An 18,514-nucleotide genomic window follows, 5' to 3' on the forward strand; every position below is an offset into this window, starting at 1 on the left:
TTAGAGAAACCGCAGGGGCGAAAAGATGGCGAAGCTGACTGTTATTATTCCATACTATCAGAAGGAACCGGGTATTCTTCGGCGGGCGCTCGGCTCCGTCTTTGCCCAGACGTTCCAGGACTTCCACGTTCTGGTGATAGACGATCGCTCACCCTATTCGATAGATGAGGAGTTGAAACCGTTAACCGAGGAGGAACGAGCGCGGCTGACCGTGATTCGCCAACCCAACAAGGGGCCCGGCGGCGCACGCAACACCGGACTGGACCATGTTCCTGACGATGCCGAGTTCGTGGCATTCCTCGATTCCGATGATGAATGGACCCCGGACCATCTGAAAAATGCCTATGAAAGCATGAGCCGCTTTGGCGCCGACTGCTATTGGGCCTCGATCACTGGCGGCGAGGCGTTCTACTACCATTTCGATGTTGCCGAACTGACGGAAAGCCACAGCGTCGTCAGGCTGCAGGAAGCGCCGCTGGTCGTCGAAATTCCTGACCTTACCAATGTGATGCTCAGAAACTGGAGCTTCCTGCATCTTTCCTGCATGGTGATCGGGCGCAGCCTTTTCGAGAGGATCCGCTTCGATGCGGCGCTGAGACTGGCAGCGGAGGACGTCTTGTTCTTCTGCGACTGCATTCTCGCCGCAAGACGCGTCGTGCTTTGCGACGAAGCCGGCGCCGAGCGGGGCGAGGGCATCAACATCTTTCACTCGATCGACAACGATTCGCCACAGTTCCTGCAGCAGCAGTTCAACACCTTCGTTGCCCTGGAAACGCTCGAGGGCCGCTTCTCACGCAAGCCCACGGCAATCGCCTCGATCCGCTCCTATCAACATACGGCCCGGCGTCAGGCGCTGTGGAGCCAGGCGCGCCGGCTCAAGCGACGCAAGTCGCCGCAATTCCGCTTGCTGGCGCGTTGGGTCCTGCGTGATCCCAGACTCCTGCGAAGCGCGCTGGAACTCGCTCTCGGCAAGTTTTCCCGTTCGCATTGAGCAACCGAAACGCTCCTTCGAGAAGGAAGAACAGACCGCCTGTCGGTACCCGGACGTACCCGGCATTTTGAAAGAAGGGACTACCCCATGAACCCCTATTATTGGGAATCTCAGCACGGCAATTTCGGCGACGACCTCAATCTTTGGCTCTGGGATTTCCTGCTGCCGGGGTTGCGCGACGTTCATGAGGGAATCCTGCTGGTGGGCGTCGGCACGGTGCTCAACCGGGCGCTTCTGCCTGATGGCATCAGAAAGCTCGTTATCGGCAGCGGCTTCGGCTACGGCACCCTGCCAGACATGCATGACCCGAAGGAATGGGACATTCGTTGTGTTCGGGGCCCGCTGACCGCCGGGAAAATCGGCATCGCGCCCGAACTGGGCATCATCGATCCCGCCGTGATGGTCGCCGAGATGCCGGAGTTCCAAAACCTGCCGAAGCGCCATAAACGCAGCTTCGTTCCGCACTGGGAAAGTGCGGTTGCCGGCATGTGGCCGGTGACCTGCGGTACGGTCGGCCTGCACTATATCGATCCGCGTGGCGAAGCGAAAAGCGTGATCCGTGAGATTGCCCAGTCCGAGCTCATCATCGCCGAATCGATGCATGGGGCCATTCTCGCGGATGCTTTCCGCGTGCCGTGGGTGGCCGTGACGACGTCCGACAGCATCAATAGCTTCAAGTGGAACGATTGGGCAAGCACCGTCGGCGTCCGCTATCAGCCTCGCCACGTACCGGTATCGAGCCGCGCCGAAGCCATGCTCAAGGGGGAGCGTTTCTGGGGGATGGACTTCGAGGCACAGGCGCTGGCCGAAGCCCCGAACCTGCGCCCCGTCGGTCACGGTGTGATCGCGGCAGCAACAGAGCCGAGACAGACCTTCCTGCGCAGCGCCGCCAAGCAGGTTCTTGCCGCACCTTCGACGCTCGCACTCTGGCAGGCAATGCGGGCAACACCGCAATTGAGCGCAGACGACCGACTTGCCGAGCGCAAGGACCGCTTTCAGGAAGCACTGGCGGCCGTACGGCGCGCGTACTTCTGATGATCCGGCCACGGCCTTGGCGCGTCAGCGCTGATGCGCCGAACCTGATCGCCCATTCGACCAGGATCGAACGTCGACTGCCGCCGGCCCCCGTCCGGATGGGCACGCCATGATGAGGATCCGAGGGCCGTCTTGTTGCCAAGCCGCGATGGCATAAGCCCTTGGTTTCGATCGTAAAAATGAAACTGGCCAAAGATCGGCACTCGGGCTCGGTCGTATCCATCCGTTCAGGGATCGGATGCCGCAGGCACACTCAACAGAAGCGACCTGTTATGAGGGGCCAGCCCCGTCGAAAATCAGTTACGGGCGCGGAACTAATGTCCGGCCGGGCTGTTCAGTTGTAACTTTGATACGACGCTGACGTATCCGGCCCGCCGGGTCCGCGGCGACAAGTGAGGAGCTCTCATCATGAAAATCTCGTCCAGCTTCCGTGCAGTCGCGGTCACCGTTATCGCCGCGGCGGGAATCAGCATTGCCAGTGTTGCGCACGCCGATACCGGCCAGATCCGCTTCGCCATCTACAAGGCCGCTTTCTTCGTGGGTGGCGCCGGAGGCGAGGGCACGCTAACCTTCCATGGTCGCCGTTATCCGATCACGGTTGGCGGCATCTCGGGCGGCCTCGCCTTTGGGGCTTCTAAGACCTATTTCCAAGGTACCGTGCGCCACATTCGCCGCGCCCAAGATGTGACGGGAGTTTACGCTGCGGCGGGCGGTGGCGGTGCGGTCGGCAAAGGGGCCCAGGTGATCGTCATGACCAACGACAAGGGCGCCGAACTTGAACTCTCAGGCAAGCAGGTCGGCCTTCAAGTCAACGCCGATGTCAGCGGGATGACCATCACCATGAAGTAGGGGGCGTCACCCGTTCGCCAGTCGCTGGATAGGCAGGAGTGAAAACTCAGCGATTGGACGCTTGACCGTCCGCAGTTGCGGGAAGGAGATAACGCAGCCCTCCGGCGCCACCGAGAGCGGCCGGAGCATCCGAGCGAGGTTGTCTGAAGCGTTCGGTTTTGTCGGCAAGAATGCCGGCCGTGACGGCGGGAACGGCATCGGGTTGCCGTAGAAGATAGCCTATTGCGGCAACCGCGCCGCGTTCTCTCTTCAAATCGAGAAAGTGCCGGTGCTGATAACGGCTCCTGACGTGCCGCTCGTGTCTTCGGATCGCGGCCTCAGCCGCACTCTCCAGCCTGTTCGCCGCGAGGATAATCCGGTCGGCCTCGTAGAGCCGTTTGAGATCCTCGGTACGGTGGCTACCGCTCAAGGAATTGCTGCGCACGATTGCCGCGTAGCCGCAACTGCGAATGACCTTGTAGCGCGCGCCCTTGGCCAAAGCGCTAAGATAGAGATCGTAATCTTCGCCCAGCCGAAGCGTTTCCTGGTAGCGGATGGAGTGACGATCCAGGAAGTCGCGGCGCATCAACGGCTTCAAGAACCCGACCTCCCCGCGCTTCACGCCGCGCCGGGAGATGTTGCCGTCAACGAAGTCGATAAGGCCAAGCAGGCGGGGCTGCGGTTGAAAATTGTCGATCTTCCGGGCGACGTCGGTCGCTGCGGCCTCGTCGATGAAAGCGATGTTGTCGGCAATAAAGTCCCAATCATCCTCCGCGAGCAACCGGCCGAGGCGACCCGGCAGGAAGAAATCGTCGGCGTCGAGGATGGCAAGCACCGGTGAACGACTGATCGAAATGGCATGGTTGCGGGCGGCTGACGGTCCACGATTGCTTTCGAAGCGCACGATCGTCAGGCGCCCGCTCAGGTCGTCGGCCAAGCGGGCAGCCGCCTCGGTTTCATCCGACGATCCGTCGTCGATAACCACCACTTCGGCGCTTTCCGGCTCGGCCAAGGCCGATGCAACGGCTCGGGCGATGGTCGCCTCGGCATTCTTTGCGGCGATGATGACGCAGACGTCCGTGGTCATGAGGGCCTCCAGCATCGTGTCTTACAGGCAGCGCACTGGTCTTTGCGTTCGCTGCGGCACTTCCGTTCGGCGTGGCCCGCTTTCTGGGTCAAGTCGGCCACGTGACGTCGCCGACGATGGCGACGGCCGAACCATGCAGGGCGATCGTGTCGCAAACGCGTCAAAGATATGATTTTCTGGTGGATCGTTGCCGTCAGCCGACCGCAAGCCCGGCCGGGGTCACCGATTGAAATGCCCGGGGCGATCAAGGCCGCTCGGCGGCGCCTTGGCGGCTGACTTCTCGTCGCCAGCCAATTGCGTCAACGCGGCGGCCTGTCTTTCCTTTTCCCGCGCCTTCTTCCACACGAGGTAAAGCACGGCCAGGAAATAGCCGACCTGCATCAGAACGGCGCATATGACGGTCTGGAGAAGTGTCGACGCCAATGAACCGTTTAGGAAATAGGTAACGATCGCAAATACGGCGAGGGCGCCGAGCATGCTCGCAAGAACGCGCGGTGCGTACATAGCGCTACCTCGCACTCGGTAATGTCGACGATGTGGTCATCGGAGTTCGGCCTTTCCTCCTCAGAGTTCCAATATATTGGCAGCGCCCTTTCGCTTCAACCGCCAAAAGCCCGCGTCCTGCCGCCACTCTGCCTCCAAAGTCTTTATGTCGCGTTTAGAACACCAGGCATACGAATCAAATTGGCCGTTTTTCGATCCCGCGTCGGTCCGGCCTTTGTGACTCCATGGCAATCCTAAGGCAATTCCTCCACCATCCGGCGTTTTGTCAGGCCCGCACCGCCCCCTGGTTGCTGTTTGCGTAACGATTGACATCACCTTTTGTTACAAAATTAACTTTTGGTGTCCCGCTGCGCGTGCGGTGCAAAACCCTGTTGCAACGCAGCATTCGGTCGGAAAGACTGACGCCTGTCAATTTTCATCGAGGCTAAAACACGTGATTGCAGATGAAAGCAAACATAACAGATACCAAGATATATTGGCTTTATCGCAACACAATTGCGCGCCTTGAATACAATACACGAAAGCGCCGAACGTAAGACTTCATCGTCTGACAATATATCGCCTTGCCGGATGGAAATATTATATATTCGAAATCAGTGATATTCGTCGTTTGGGCGCCTTTCGGGTACCCGCCATTATTTTGCCTTCAAAAGACAAATTCTCACCACACACTCTTCCTTGAATAATGAGTGCTCCCTTTCGGGGGACCGACCATTCGCCAACGTAAATGGAGTCATCTCTATGAAGTCTGCGACTCGATCGGCCAATTCGCCGTTTTTCAGTGCCGCAGAGACTGCGGCGCTCAAGCCCGTGGGTGGTATTTCGAAGCGTGGCTTCGATATTTTTGCCGCTTCACTGGCGCTCGTCTTTCTGAGCCCGCTCTTTTTGATGCTGGTTGCGCTCGTCAAGTTCTCTGACGGCGGCAGCGTCTTCTATGGCCATCGCCGTATCGGTCACAACGGGAAGCCTTTCCGTTGTCTGAAGTTCCGCACGATGCGGGCGGACGGCGACCGGATTCTGCAAGAGTATCTTAGAAACAATCCAGCCGCTTACGAGGAGTGGCGTGCGACACGCAAACTGCAGGATGACCCCCGGGTCACCGTCGTCGGCAGCGTGCTGCGCAAGCTGAGCCTCGACGAACTGCCACAGCTCATCAACATCCTGCGCGGTGAAATGAGCATCGTCGGCCCCCGGCCGGTGGTGCAGGATGAGCTGGAGCTCTATGACAGTGCTGCCGTCTACTACCTGCAATCGCGTCCCGGTCTGACCGGCCTGTGGCAGATCAGCGGGCGCAACGACGTATCCTACGCGGCTCGCGTCGCGTTCGATACCCACTATGTCCAGAACTGGTCCTTGCTCAGCGACTTCTCCATCGTCGTGAAGACCATTCCAGCCGTTTGCTTCTCGCGCGGCAGCTACTGACGATCAGCGCTTTGACTCCCGCCCGACCAACACGGTCGGCCGCGGGATCGGCGTCTTTTAACGGGAAGCTCATATGAACAAGCATGCTCCGTCAGGGAAGTCTCGGATTTCCCGCAAGGTGTCTCGTTTCCTTCACCACACCGTCCTGGCCGGCGCTTTGGTCCTCGGGGCCGCTCAGGTCCGAGCCGAGGACTATCAACTTGGTACCATGGACAAGCTCAAAATCCGCGTAGCCGAGTGGCAGACCGCTGAAGGCGCTGTGCGCGATTGGTCGGTCATCACCGGTGAATATACCGTCGGGCCGTCCGGTGCACTGTCGTTGCCGTTCATCGGCGATCTGCCGGCGGCCGGCAAGACGACCGCCGAGGTCGGTGAAGCGATCGGCGAGAAAATGCAGACCCTGTTTGGTCTGCGCGATCGCCCGTCCGCCTCCGTCGAACTCGCACAATACCGCCCGCTCTATCTATCGGGCGAAGTCGAAAAGCCAGGCGAATATCCCTACGCACCCAATCTGACGGTGCTGAAAGCGATAAGCCTCGGCGGCGGATTGCGTCGCTCCGAAAGCGGCCAACGTTTCGCCCGCGACTACATCAACGCTCATGGCGAATCGAGCGTGCAGACAGCGGAACGCAACAGGCTGCTGATCCGCCGCGCCCGGCTTCAGGCGGAGATTGCCGACAAGCAGGACATCGAGTTGCCGAAGGACCTCCAGGGCGTACCGGGCATCGACAAGCTTCTTGCGAACGAGACGGCTCTGATGGCCTCGCGCGACCGGAAGCAGAAGCTGCAATTGAAATCACTCGCCGACCTGAAGTCATTGCTGGAAAGCGAAATCCAGTCGCTGACAAAGAAGTCGGAAACTCAAAACCGCCAGATGGAGCTGGTGGTGGAAGATCGCGAGAAGGTCGAGAGCCTGGCCGAAAAGGGGCTGGCGCTCAGCCAGCGCAAGCTGTCGCTGGAGCAGCGGGTGGCAGAACTGCAGGCGGCCCTGCTCGACATCGACACGGCCTCGCTCAAGGCGAAGCAGGATGCCAGCAAGGCGGCACAGGACGAGACCAATCTTCGCAACGACTGGGACGCGCAGTTGGCGCAGGATCTCCAGAATACCGAAGCCGAGCTCGAAACGCTGCAGCTCAAGCTCGGCACCAGCCGCGACCTGATGGCCGAAGCACTGTTGCAGTCGGCAGAAGCGGCCCGATCGAAGGACAATACGGAAGATGCCGTCATCGGCTATTCGATCATCCGCGAGCGTGACGGCAAGCCGACCGAGATCCCTGCCGATGAAAACACCGCGGTGTTGCCCGGTGACGTGATCAAGGTTCAAGCAAACCTCGCGACACAGTAGGATCGGCCGTGAGAATTGCGAAGTCGAGCTTGATATCGCCTGACCGCAACGGCGCCTATGGCACCGTTGCGGTCGCGCTGTCGTTTTTCGTCTTCGCCTATTCGTCACGCTTCGGGCAGGCGTCGATCCTGCTCTATTACGGGCTTTGGCTGCCGCTGGTGCTTGTCGATTACCGTCGCGTGCTCGGCAACTACGGCAGGCGTCTCTGGATCCTCGGCTTTGCCGTCTTTGCCTGCCTGTCGGTCTTCTGGTCGGCAGCTCCTGCGATGACGGCACGCACAGGCATCCAATATCTCTCGCATGTCGTCTGCGCGCTGATCGCCATGCGGCTCATCGACATCAGAACGCTGACGCGCGGCGCGATTGCGGGGACGGGGATCGTACTCGTCTATTCGCTGCTTTTTGGCGTCTACCACCTGGACCCGCTCGACGGCACATACAGCTTCGTCGGCGCTTTCGCTTCGAAGAACCAGTTGGGCTTCTACGCCTCGCTCGGCATCTATTTCGCTTTCATTGCGCCTGTCGCCCTTGGGGAGCGACGCCTGTGGCTCTTCGCATCCGCCGCAGTCGGACTGCTCGCGGCCTATTCGTTGCTCGCTTCGCAATCGGCCACGTCCGTCTTGACCACCGCCGTGATTATCGGGCTCTGGCTTGGCATGCGCGTCGTCGGGTTGCTCTCGCCCGGCCACCGCAAGGGTCTGTTTCTTGCGGCCGTCATCTGCAGCGCGCTGGTTGCTGTCGCGGGCATCTACGGCGGCGGCGTCGATCTGGTGCTCGGCCTCTTCGGCAAGGATTCGACGCTGACCGGGCGCACCTATCTGTGGCAGCAGGGCATTGCAGCAGCCATGGCCTCGCCTTTGGTGGGCGTTGGCTACCAGGCCTATTGGGTACAGGGCTTCTCGGAGGCAGAGCGCCTTTGGGAGGAGTTCTACATCGCGACGCGCGCGGGCTTCCACTTCCACAACACCTTCATCGAGGCGATCGTGGAAACCGGTGCCATCGGGCTTGTCCTCTTGTCGGGCATTCTGCTGACGACTGTCTTCGGCCACATCAAGCGCCTCTTGACGCTAGACCAGGATACCCAGTCCTCGGTGCTCTTCGGCGTCGCCATGTTGCTGCTGGTTCGCTCGTTCGTCGAGATCGACATCATGAACCCCTATCACGTCGGCTCGTTCCTGCTCTATTTCGCCGCCGGCAAACTGACCCTGCCGCTCACCCGGCCCGAATTGCGCCCGGCTGAGATCCGCAGCGCGCGGATCGCACCGCATGGCATGCCGCAGTTGAGGTACTGATGGATCGGACCACGGGGGGCGTGAAGGCCACAATCTACGGCATCCAGTATCTGCGCGCTTTTGCGGCGCTCGGCGTCGTCGTCTTTCATGCGGCCGAGCGCACGGGGCATCATTTCGCGATCGGCGCTGCCGGCGTCGATATCTTCTTCGTCATCAGCGGCTTCATCATGTGGGTGATCAGCGAGCGCCGGCCGATGTCGCCGTTCTCCTTCCTGCGAGACCGCGTGCAAAGGATCGCGCCGGTCTATTGGCTGGCGACGATGGTGATGGTCCTTGGCGGCCTTGCCGGACTTTTTCCCAATCTGGTGCTCAGCCCCGCTCACGTGATGGCGTCGCTGCTGTTCGTCCCGATGCCATCCCCAAGCACCGGCGAGGTCTGGCCAGTTCTCGTCCAGGGGTGGACGCTGAACTACGAGATGTTCTTCTACGCCCTCTTCGCCCTGACCCTGCTTGTGCCGCGGTCGCGGCGACTGCTGGCGATCACCGCCTGCTTCCTGCTGCTGGTGGGCCTGGGCTATGCCATCGACAGCGACAACGCGTTGTTCGTCGCCTACACGCGGCCGATCATTCTCGAATTCGTGGCCGGCATGATCATAGCCGAGCTTTGGCTGCGGGGTAGGGTACGGGGAAGCAATGTCGGATGGGCTTTCGTCGCAACCGCTATTTCGGGTTTTTCGGCGCTAGCCGTGTTTCGTCTGCCCTTCGACGAATTCGTCCTTGGCCCCTTGGCCGTCATGCTCGTCGTCGGCACATTGGCGCTTGAGGACCGTGGCTGGTTTCGCGGGCGCGGGATGCCGATGCTTCTCGGCGACGCGTCCTATTCCATCTATCTCTGGCATACCTTCGCCATATCGGTTGTGGTGAAGGTCTGTGCCCGGGCAGGTGTGGACCTGCCGCTATCGGCGTTCCTCGCCGTCCTGGCGGGAACGGCATTGGGCGCCGCTGCCTATATTCTCTTCGAAAAACCGCTGACGCGGCGTTTGCGCTCGCGGATCGTGTCGAAGCCATCGCAGCAGGTGGTGTAGCTTACGGTTCTCGTCGGCGCGGCGCACGAATCGCCGCACCGACGTCAGCACGTCATCAGGCGCCCTGGTTGCGACGCGAATGCCAGTTCCATGCGGTGCGGGTGATGTCCGACAGATCGTATCGCGGGACCCAGCCGAGAATGTCGCGTGCCTTGTCGTTGTTGGCGACCAGTGTCGTGGAATCGCCTTCGCGACGCTCGACCAGATCGATATTGAACGCGCGGCCGGAGACGTCGGCGATCGCCGTCAAAAGCTCCTTGACGGTCGTGCCCGTACCCGTGCCGAGATTGAGTTCGACGCTGTCGCCGCCGGAAAGCAGGTACTCGACGGCGCGCACATGCGCGTCGGCCAGATCGAGCACATGGATATAGTCGCGGACACAGGTGCCATCGCGGGTGTCGTAGTCCGTGCCGAAGATCTTGAAGCTTTGGCGGCGGCCAAGGGCAGCGTCGATCGCAAGCGGGATCGCATGCGTCTCAGGCTCGTGCCACTCGCCGATGCGACCTTCCGGATCGGCGCCGGCGGCGTTGAAGTAGCGCAGGATCACCGAACGAAGGCCCTTGTACTGGCCATAGTCCTTCAGCGCCTGCTCGCACACCCACTTTGTCCGGCCATAGGGGTTGATCGGCGCCTGCCGGTGCTGCTCGTCGATCGGAACGCTTTCCGGCAGGCCATAGGTTGCGCAGGTCGATGAGAAGACGAAGGCTTCGACGCCGGCGGCGAGCGCGGCCGAAAGCAGCGTCAAGGTGCCAATGACGTTGTTGTCGTAGAAGGAGACCGGGTCCTTGACCGATTCACCAACCTCGATCATCGCGGCGAAATGCAGGATCGCGCGCGGCTTGTGACGGGCAAGCACCTCGTCGAGCCGCTGGCGATCGCGGATATCACCCTTTTCGAGAACGCCCCATTTGACGAATTCCTCGTGACCATTCGACAGGTTGTCGTAGACGACCGGTTCGAATCCCTTGTTGGCAAGTTCGAGGCAGGTGTGCGAGCCGATATAGCCGGCACCGCCGACGACGAGGACTTTGTTGCTTTCCATGATGCTTTTCGATCCCTGGGAGGTTCAAAGGAATTGCCGAGATTTTTCAACGGATAATGACAGGCTTGTCAATGCCGGCTGCAATCAAGCACGCGTCCATGTCGCGTGTGTGGCGGGCAGGCTGAGCGGCGGCTTTTCCACAAGGACAAGCCACTCAATGCCATGTCGAGGTCGGCGCGAAAATCCGCTCCGGGGACAATTATCTCAGCCTGGCCCATGAGCGAGATGCTTCTTTCCCATCCGCCAAAACATATAGCATATTAATTTACTAGATTTAATTGATAATGACGCCGACAGTCGTACCATTGCCTTCGGATTTTTGAAGGAAGGCTCTCATGACGACGAAACTGAAACGGCTAGCGCTTACCCTGGCGATGCTTGCAGCAACCAGCCTGGCCCACCCGGGTGCCCGGGCCGAAGGCACGGCGGAGCCGGCCAAGGGCGGAACACTGATCTATCTGGAGCAGCAGGCCCATACCAATCTCTATCCCCCCGCAGGCGGCTTCTATCCGAACGGCGGTATCCTCAATCAGATCACCGACAAGCTGACCTATCAGAACCCGAAGACGCTCGAGATCGAGCCGTGGATTGCCGAATCCTGGACGGTCAACGCGGATGCAACCGAATACACGTTCAAGATCCGCCCCGGCGTCACCTTCTCTGACGGCACGCCGCTTGACGCTGCAGCCGTCGCCAAGAACTACGACGTTTTCGGCCTCGGCAACAGAGCGCTGAAGCACCCGGTTTCCGAGGTCATCAACAACTATGAACGCAGCGAAGTCGTCGACCCGCTGACGGTGAAATTCTACTTCAAGAAGCCGTCACCCGGTTTCCTGCAGGGAACATCGGTGATCGGCTCCGGTCTCGTGGCGGCAAGCACTCTCGCATTGCCCTTCGAAGAACTCGGCGATGCGACCAAGATAATCGGCTCCGGTCCCTTCGTGGTCGAGAGCGAGACGATCGGCAAGGAACTGAAACTCAAGGCCCGCGAGGAGTACAATTGGGGGCCGGTGAAGCTCGAGCACCAGGGGCGAGCCTATCTCGATGGCATCACCTATATCATCACCGGCGAGGACAGTGTCCGCATCGGTGCGCTGCTTGCGGGCCAGGCCGACTTCATCCGCCAGGTCCAGGCCTATGACGAGGGTCAGGTCGAGGCACAGGACTACCAGATCTACGCACCATCGACACGCGGCGTGAACAACAGCGTCGTTTTCCGGCCGGACAATCCACTGGTGGCCGACGTCAAGGTGCGCCAGGCACTGTTGCATGCGACCGACACCAAGGAAATCGTCACGACGCTGTTTTCGGCCAACTATCCGCAGGCGACATCGATCATCGCGTCCTCCGCACTCGGCTACAAGGATATCTCGGCAAAGCTTGCTTTTGATCCCGAGAAAGCCAAGGCGCTGCTTGACGAGGCCGGTTGGTTGGTCGGTTCCAATGGCCTGCGCCAGAAGGACGGCAAGGAACTGGTTCTGACGGCCTATGAATCTCTGCCGCAGCCGCAGAACAAGGAAACGCTGCAACTGGTTGCCCAGCAATGGGGCAAGGTGGGCGTGAAGCTCAACGTGCTTGCCGGCGACAGCGGCAGCAAGACGGTCGACGATCTCGATCCCCTGAAGACGCCGGTCTCGCCGGCCATGGTCGGCCGCGCCGACCCGGATGTGATCAAGAGCCAATACTATCCAAAGAACCGTGACGTGCTGCGCCAGAAGGGCGGTCTCAGCGACAAGGTCCAGAGCTTCGTCGACGACAAGCTGAACGGCCTGCTCGAGGCCCTGGCCTCCGAACCGAACCGCGAAAAGCGCCTGGCGATTGCTGGCGAGATCCAGGACTACGTCGTTGACCAGGCCTATGCGATCCCGATCTTCGAGGAGCCGCAGGCCTATGCCGGTGCACGATATGTCCAGGGCGTCGCCTTCGAGGCCGTCGGTCGCCCAAGCTTCTACAGCACCTGGCTCGCCGAGCACTGATCGAGCCGCGGCCACCGCGCTCGCGGTGGCCGCCACTCCTGAAATCTGCGTGCAGAGGAACGGATCATGTCCGCCTATTTGCTCAATCGTGTTGGCCAGGCGCTGTTCGTCCTGTGGGCCGCCTTCACGATTTCCTTCGTGTTGCTGCAGGCGATGCCCGGCGACGCAATCCTCATCAAGTTCCAGAACCCCGATCTCGGGCTGACCGCTCAACAGGTTGCCGAGATCCGGGCATCCTATGCTGCCGATAGCCCCGTTTTCGTCCAGTACGCACACACGATCGGCAAATTCCTGACCGGCAACTTCGGCTACTCCGTTCAGGCCGGTGTCCCGGTGAGCAGTCTTCTTGCAGCTCATCTGCCGGCGACGTTGAAGCTCGCCACGCTTGGCTTCCTCCTTGCCTCAGTGCTGGCGATCCTCATCGCCTTCCTTTCCAGCCTGACGCCGTTCGCCTCGCTGCGCGGCGCGCTGCAATCGGTTCCTTCACTCTTCATTTCGATCCCCACTTTCTGGCTGGGGATCATGCTGATCCAGATCTTTTCCTTTCGTCTGAAGCTCGTTCCGGTCATCAACCCGGGCCCATGGCAGGAATTGATCCTGCCAGTCATCACGCTGGCGGTGCCCATCTCCGCACCGCTCGCCCAGGTGCTCGTGCGCCACATCGACGACGTGATGACGCGACCCTTCGTCGGCGTTGCGCGCGCCAAAGGCGCCAACCGCCAGTGGATACTCTGGCGGCACGTCGCGAAGAATGCACTCCTCCCGACACTGACCATCGCCGGCGTGCTCTTCGGCGAACTGATCGCCGGAGCCGTCGTGACGGAAACCGTCTTCGGGCTCAACGGCATCGGTGGTTTGACCGAACGCGCCGTCGGCAGCCAGGACGCCGCCGTTCTTCAGGCCATCGTCGTGCTCTCGGCGCTCGCCTTCGTGATCATCAATCTCATCGTGGACCTGCTTTTCCCTGTGCTCGACCCGCGCCTGAGAACAAAAATCGGAGCCGCCGCATGACCACCTTCGATACACTTCACGAGGAGACCGCCGCGGATGCGAGGCGGCAGCGCCAAGGACAGCGCTCTCGCGCGGCCTCGACGCTGCGGCGCGTGCCTCCGGGACTGGCCTTGTCCTGGCTTATCCTGGCGACGGTTTTCCTCTGGGCGGTCGCCCCCTCGCTGTTCACAGGCTACGATCCGCTCGAGGGCGTGGGTGGCGCGCAGTTGAAGCGCCCGACCGCAGAGCATCTGCTGGGGACCGATGCACTTGGGCGCGACCTGTACGCCCGCATCATCCATGGTGCCGTGCATTCGCTGACCGGCGCCTTCGTTGCGGTTGGCCTCGGCCTTATCGTCGGCACCGGGCTCGGCGTCGTCGCCGGCTCCGTCCGGCGTCGTTTTGACGATGCGATCATGCGCCTCGTCGACGTTTTCCTGTCCATTCCGCCACTGCTGCTTTCACTCAGCATCATCATCCTGCTTGGCTTCGGCACGGTGAATGCGGCCATTGCCGTCGGCGTTACCTCGGTCGCCGGTTTCGCCAGATTGGCGCGCGCCGAAGTCGTACGTGTTCGCCGCAGCGACTATGTCGAAGCTGCCTTCGGCAGCGGCGGTACCTTTGTATCGGTGCTTTGGCGGCACATTCTGCCGAACTCGCTGACATCGGTTCTTGCCTTCGCATCGCTGCAATTCGGCTCGGCGGTCCTGCAAATCTCGACCCTCGGCTTTCTCGGCTATGGCGCGCCACCGCCGACGCCCGAATGGGGGCTGCTGATCGCAGAAGGACGCAATTACATCTCGACGGCCTGGTGGCTGACGACGGCTCCCGGCGTCGTGGTCGTTCTCGTCGTATTGGCCGCCAACCGGGTCAGCCAATCCTTTGGAAGGGCCGCAGCATGACCGTAATTCCCAAACAAGTGCCGCCCGTTCTCGAAGTCGAGGGGCTCTGCCTCGCCTATGATGATGGGACTGCGCCGCGCCGCGTCGTCCAAGATGTTTCCTTCCGCATCAATCCTGGCGAAGTCGTTGCTCTTGTCGGTGAATCCGGCTCGGGCAAGACGACCACGGCGCAGTCGATCATCGGTCTGCTCGCCGCCAACGGCCGCGTGGAGCGCGGCAGCATCAAGCTCAACGGGACCGACATTGCCCGGTGGACCGACCGGCAACTGCAGACGGTACGGGGCGCCAGGATCAGCCTGGTGCCGCAGGACCCGGGAAACTCTCTCAATCCGGTCAAGAACATCGGGGCGCAGATCGGCGAGATCTTCCGGATTCACGGGGCGTTGCGCCCGGACGAAATCGACCGCCGCGTCATCTCGCTGCTCGAGCGCGTAGGGCTGAGCGAGCCGGAACTGAGAGCACGGCAGTACCCGCACGAGCTATCGGGCGGCATGCGTCAGCGCGTACTGATCGCGATCGCCATCGCCCTGAAACCGCAATTGATCATCGCCGACGAGCCGACGAGTGCGCTCGACGTCACGGTGCAGAAACGCATTCTCGATCTCATCGATGAATTGCGAGCCGAGTACGGCACCGCCGTGCTCCTCGTGACCCACGATCTCGGCGTGGCGGCCGACCGCGCCGACCGGATCGTCGTCCTCCAGAACGGCCGAATTCAAGAACAGGGCGCGGCCAGCGCCGTTCTTGCGGCTCCGCGCAGCCCTTACACACGAGAACTGCTTGCGGCTGCACCGTCCTTTGCGCGGCCGGTGTCCAGGCCGCAATCGGAAGTGCGTTCAAGCCCACCAGGCGTTGAGGACGATATTGTCGTCGTGGACGGTCTTGTTCGCGAATTTGCCGGCGCGGGCAGCAGCCGGTTTCGCGCAGTCGACGAGCTGAGCTTTCGCGTCCGCCGCGGGTCGACCCATGCGATCGTCGGAGAATCCGGCTCGGGAAAGACGACGACCATCCGCAGTATCGTTGGCTTCGACAAACCGACTGCGGGCCGGATCGTTATCGACGGGACAGATCTCTCGTGCCTTGCTGGAGAGGATCTCCGGCAGTTTCGACGCAGGATCCAGCTCGTCTACCAGAACCCCTACGGATCGCTGGATCCGCGCCAGAGCATCCTGCAAATCGTAACGGAGCCACTGCTCAATTTCGGCAGGCTCAAGCGCGTCGATCGCGAGGCGAAGGCGTGGGCGATCCTCACCCGGGTCGGGTTGCCCGAAGACGTGTTTGCACGGCGACCGCACGCGCTTTCCGGCGGTCAACGTCAGCGGGTCGCGATCGCCAGGGCGCTTGTGCTCGATCCTCAGGTGCTGGTGCTGGACGAGGCCGTGTCCGCACTGGATGTGAGCGTCCAGGCGCGTATTCTCGCGCTGCTCCAGGAACTGCAGAGCGATCTCGGCCTCACCTACGTTTTCGTCTCCCACGACCTCGCCGTCGTGCGCCAGATATCCGACACCGTTTCCGTCCTGAGGGATGGCCGCCTCGTCGACGGTGGCACGGTTTCGGAAGTCTTCGAACACCCCAGAAGCGCGTACACGCGCGAACTGATCAACGCCATTCCCGGGCAAAGCCGCCGGGCCGCTGCCTGAGGCAGCGGGAACGACAGACAGGACAGATCATGACAGAGACGACCCCACGCAAGCGCCTTGGCTTTTTCACGCGCCTGCTCGACGATGTTCCCGCCGGCACACGCTATTATTACGCCAAGGAGCAGATCGTCGCGGCCGAGCGCTTTGGCTTCGATACGGCCTGGGTGGCGCAGCATCACTTTCATGCTGATGAGGGCGGCCTGCCCGCGCCCCTTGTTTTCCTCGCTCATGTGGCTGCCGAGACGACGCGCATCCGCCTTGGCACGGGCGTCATCACCTTGCCGCTCGAAAACCCGATCCGGGTGGCGGAAGACGCAGCGGTTTTCGATCTGCTCTCCGGCGGCCGGCTGGAGGTCGGCTTCGGCACAGGCGGAACGCCATCATCCTTCACTCCCTTCGGCCTTGAAAGCGCGGAGCGTGGTGTGGTCTTTGGCCGGCATCTGCAAACCGTGCTCGATGCCTGGGCCGGCCGAGCGCTCGCCGGCGGCGATCGTCTCTATCCCGCGGCACCGCAACTGCTCGATCGTATCTGGCAGGCAAGCTTCTCGGTCGCCGGCGGTGAGCGCGCCGGTCGCGCTGGCGACGGCCTGATGCTTTCACGCACGCAGCCGCGACCGCACGACAACCCGAGTGCCACATTGGCGGAACTGCAGAACCCGATCATTGACGCCTATCTGCATGCGCTTCCCGCCGGTCGCGCGCCGCGCATTCTCGGTTCCCGCAGCCTTTTTGTCGCCGATAGCCGCGCCGAAGCACTGCGGCTGGCGGAGATCGGACTGAACCGCGGTGCAGAACGCCTGATTGCCGCCGGCCACAAGGTTGCCGGCAACTCCCTTGCCGATCTGATCGCCGCCTTCGACGTACATGTCGGATCGGTGGACGATGTCATCGAAAGCCTCAGCCGCGACGAAACCCTGGAGCGCGTGACCGACCTCGTGTTCCAGGTTCACTCGGTCGATCCACCGCACCCGTTGATCCTGCGCTCGATCGAACTGATCGCGACGAAGGTTGCACCGGCGCTCGGGTGGTCGCCGCAGGAGAAGTTCCATGCGCGCCGTTTCGGGGCCGTCGGTTGAGACCAAACGCCGATTTCACCCTTAGAGGAGACCAAGCATGACCCAAGTGTCACCAGACGTCATCGATCTGCTCGCCGGCATCACGCCGGGATCGAGCCTCGACCGCATCCGCGCCCAACGGCCAGAAACGCGAGAACAGGCGCAGCAAAGCTATCTCGCGCTGTTTCGACCCAAGGCATTTGGCGAGGTCTCCCTGGCGGAGCGGCAGGTGATTGCGAGCTTCATCGCCGGACTTCACCGTCAGCCGGATATCTATGAATTCTACGTCAATCCGCTCGAGGAAAGCGGTATCGACCGCTGGCTTGTCGAGGTCTTGAAGGCAGAGATCGGGGCGGGGCGGGCGATAGGCCCCTACGGCGATTATCCCGCGGGTCCGTTGAGCGTCGAAAACAGGGCTGGGCTGCTTTACCGCGTCACGGACACAAACCGCGACGTGCTCGGCGAAAGGCTCTCAGCCGCGTTGGAGCATGCCCATCTGCTCGTCTTCCGCCCACGCGAGGCCAGCCCGCAAGCGTTGCAGGCGCTGCTCGATGCCGGCTGGACGACGGATGGCATCGTCACGTTGTCGCAACTCATCTCGTTCGTCGCGTTCCAGATTCGCGTGATCGTCGGGCTCAGCCTGCTCTCTGCCGCTTCGAAGCGTGCCGCCGCATAAGTCATCGAGAGGAACCGCAACAATGACGGAACGTGCCATCATCCCAGACGTAGCAAATCCTCCTGTAACCTTCACTCAAGCCGAGATCGGCTGGACACCCTGGCTCCAGCCTTTGGCGGAAGACGATCTGACCGAACGACATCTCCTTGGGCTCGTCGAAGCGGCGCGCGCAAAGTCTCCCTATTTTCGGCTGCTGGTGCGCGATCCGGAGGCGCTGGAGGCACGCACGAAGACGGACAAGGACATCTTCTACAACACCCGCACAGGCCTGCCGCGTGCCGAGCGCGAACTCGCGGCCACGGCTGCCTCGCGCTCGAATGGCTGCATCTTCTGCGCATCCGTCCATTCACGCTTCGCATCTCACCATTCGAAACGAGGCGAGGACGTGCAAAAGCTGCTGGATGAGGGCGTCGGTGCCGAACTTGGCGAACGCTGGAATGCGATCGTTGCCGCCTCAGTCGCGCTGACTGCGACACCGCCGGCCTTCGGCGACGAGCATGTCGCACGACTGACTGCGGCGGGCCTTGATGAGTTGGAAATCGCCGATGTGATCCACGGCGCTGCCTTCTTCAACTGGGCGAACCGTCTGATGCTTTCGCTGGGCGAGCCAACTCCTGCGAACTGATTAGCGTCTGGTCTGCGGGCTCTAGGCTGAGAATAGCTGCCCAGAGGTTAACCCTAACCGACGGCCCTACGCTGGCGAA

The 18,514-nt window shown here is 61.5% G+C and carries 17 protein-coding genes; 14 read left to right on the forward strand and 3 right to left on the reverse strand.

Annotation, left to right across the window (positions count from 1 at the left end):
• Positions 1–25 precede the first annotated feature (25 nt).
• The 3 genes from BHMPCIPO_RS18115 to BHMPCIPO_RS18125 all read left to right on the forward strand — a co-directional run bounded on the left by BHMPCIPO_RS18115 (position 26) and on the right by BHMPCIPO_RS18125 (position 2,875).
• Complete coding sequence (locus tag BHMPCIPO_RS18115; protein ID WP_173518249.1) at positions 26–991, forward strand: glycosyltransferase family 2 protein; 966 nt, start codon at positions 26–28, stop codon at positions 989–991.
• 87 nt (positions 992–1,078) lie between these two features.
• Complete coding sequence (locus BHMPCIPO_RS18120) at positions 1,079–2,026, forward strand: polysaccharide pyruvyl transferase family protein (RefSeq protein ID WP_173518250.1); 948 nt, start codon at positions 1,079–1,081, stop codon at positions 2,024–2,026.
• 408 nt (positions 2,027–2,434) lie between these two features.
• Positions 2,435–2,875 (forward strand): lipid-binding SYLF domain-containing protein, encoded by a 441-nt coding sequence (locus tag BHMPCIPO_RS18125; protein WP_173518251.1) that lies wholly within the window; start codon positions 2,435–2,437, stop codon positions 2,873–2,875.
• Positions 2,876–2,921: 46 nt separating this feature from the next.
• Here BHMPCIPO_RS18125 and BHMPCIPO_RS18130 read toward each other — a convergent pair whose 3' ends face one another.
• A complete protein-coding gene (locus tag BHMPCIPO_RS18130; protein ID WP_246304459.1) occupies positions 2,922–3,941 on the reverse strand; it encodes a glycosyltransferase family 2 protein in 1,020 nt (339 codons plus the stop codon).
• 219 nt (positions 3,942–4,160) lie between these two features.
• Positions 4,161–4,445: an exopolysaccharide production repressor protein gene (locus BHMPCIPO_RS18135; protein WP_173518253.1), complete on the reverse strand. Its 285-nt coding sequence runs from the start codon at positions 4,443–4,445 to the stop codon at positions 4,161–4,163.
• 741 nt (positions 4,446–5,186) lie between these two features.
• Here BHMPCIPO_RS18135 and BHMPCIPO_RS18140 point away from each other — a divergent pair.
• From BHMPCIPO_RS18140 to BHMPCIPO_RS18155, 4 genes are all read left to right on the forward strand, one after another.
• On the forward strand, positions 5,187–5,867 hold the full coding sequence (locus BHMPCIPO_RS18140) for a sugar transferase (RefSeq protein ID WP_173518254.1): 681 nt from the start codon (positions 5,187–5,189) through the stop codon (positions 5,865–5,867).
• Between the two features lie 73 nt (positions 5,868–5,940).
• Positions 5,941–7,212 carry a polysaccharide biosynthesis/export family protein gene (locus BHMPCIPO_RS18145; protein WP_173518255.1) on the forward strand — a complete coding sequence of 424 codons (1,272 nt, stop codon included), beginning with the start codon at positions 5,941–5,943 and terminating at the stop codon, positions 7,210–7,212.
• Between the two features lie 8 nt (positions 7,213–7,220).
• On the forward strand, positions 7,221–8,504 hold the full coding sequence (locus tag BHMPCIPO_RS18150) for an O-antigen ligase family protein (RefSeq protein WP_312033049.1): 1,284 nt from the start codon (positions 7,221–7,223) through the stop codon (positions 8,502–8,504).
• The gene (locus tag BHMPCIPO_RS18155) at positions 8,504–9,529 is read left to right on the forward strand and encodes an acyltransferase family protein (protein ID WP_173518256.1); all 1,026 of its coding nucleotides are present in this window, start codon (positions 8,504–8,506) and stop codon (positions 9,527–9,529) included. The genes BHMPCIPO_RS18150 and BHMPCIPO_RS18155 overlap by 1 nt, the downstream gene beginning before the upstream one ends.
• Before the next feature lie 55 nt (positions 9,530–9,584).
• On the opposite strand, the gene galE is transcribed toward BHMPCIPO_RS18155, so the two are convergent.
• Positions 9,585–10,571 (reverse strand): UDP-glucose 4-epimerase GalE, encoded by a 987-nt coding sequence (gene galE / locus BHMPCIPO_RS18160; RefSeq protein WP_173518257.1) that lies wholly within the window; start codon positions 10,569–10,571, stop codon positions 9,585–9,587.
• Positions 10,572–10,906: 335 nt separating this feature from the next.
• On the opposite strand from galE, the gene BHMPCIPO_RS18165 reads away from it, so the two are divergent.
• From BHMPCIPO_RS18165 to BHMPCIPO_RS18195, 7 genes are all read left to right on the forward strand, one after another.
• On the forward strand, positions 10,907–12,547 hold the full coding sequence (locus BHMPCIPO_RS18165) for a TIGR04028 family ABC transporter substrate-binding protein (protein WP_173518258.1): 1,641 nt from the start codon (positions 10,907–10,909) through the stop codon (positions 12,545–12,547).
• Positions 12,548–12,613: 66 nt separating this feature from the next.
• Positions 12,614–13,558, forward strand: a complete 945-nt coding sequence (locus BHMPCIPO_RS18170) for an ABC transporter permease (RefSeq protein WP_173518259.1) — start codon at positions 12,614–12,616, stop codon at positions 13,556–13,558.
• A complete protein-coding gene (locus tag BHMPCIPO_RS18175) occupies positions 13,555–14,439 on the forward strand; it encodes an ABC transporter permease (protein ID WP_173518260.1) in 885 nt (294 codons plus the stop codon). Before BHMPCIPO_RS18170 ends, BHMPCIPO_RS18175 begins: the two co-directional genes overlap by 4 nt.
• Positions 14,436–16,079, forward strand: coding sequence for a dipeptide ABC transporter ATP-binding protein (locus BHMPCIPO_RS18180; RefSeq protein ID WP_173518261.1), 1,644 nt, complete (start codon positions 14,436–14,438; stop codon positions 16,077–16,079). Before BHMPCIPO_RS18175 ends, BHMPCIPO_RS18180 begins: the two co-directional genes overlap by 4 nt.
• Before the next feature lie 29 nt (positions 16,080–16,108).
• Positions 16,109–17,155, forward strand: coding sequence for a putative FMN-dependent luciferase-like monooxygenase (locus BHMPCIPO_RS18185; RefSeq protein WP_173518262.1), 1,047 nt, complete (start codon positions 16,109–16,111; stop codon positions 17,153–17,155).
• Positions 17,156–17,192: 37 nt separating this feature from the next.
• A complete protein-coding gene (locus BHMPCIPO_RS18190) occupies positions 17,193–17,810 on the forward strand; it encodes a CMD domain protein (RefSeq protein WP_173518263.1) in 618 nt (205 codons plus the stop codon).
• 22 nt (positions 17,811–17,832) lie between these two features.
• On the forward strand, positions 17,833–18,435 hold the full coding sequence (locus tag BHMPCIPO_RS18195) for an alkylhydroperoxidase domain protein (RefSeq protein WP_173518264.1): 603 nt from the start codon (positions 17,833–17,835) through the stop codon (positions 18,433–18,435).
• Positions 18,436–18,514 lie beyond the last annotated feature (79 nt).

This window comes from Ensifer sesbaniae, assembly GCF_013283665.1.
GTDB classification, from domain to species: Bacteria; Pseudomonadota; Alphaproteobacteria; order Rhizobiales; family Rhizobiaceae; genus Ensifer; species Ensifer sesbaniae.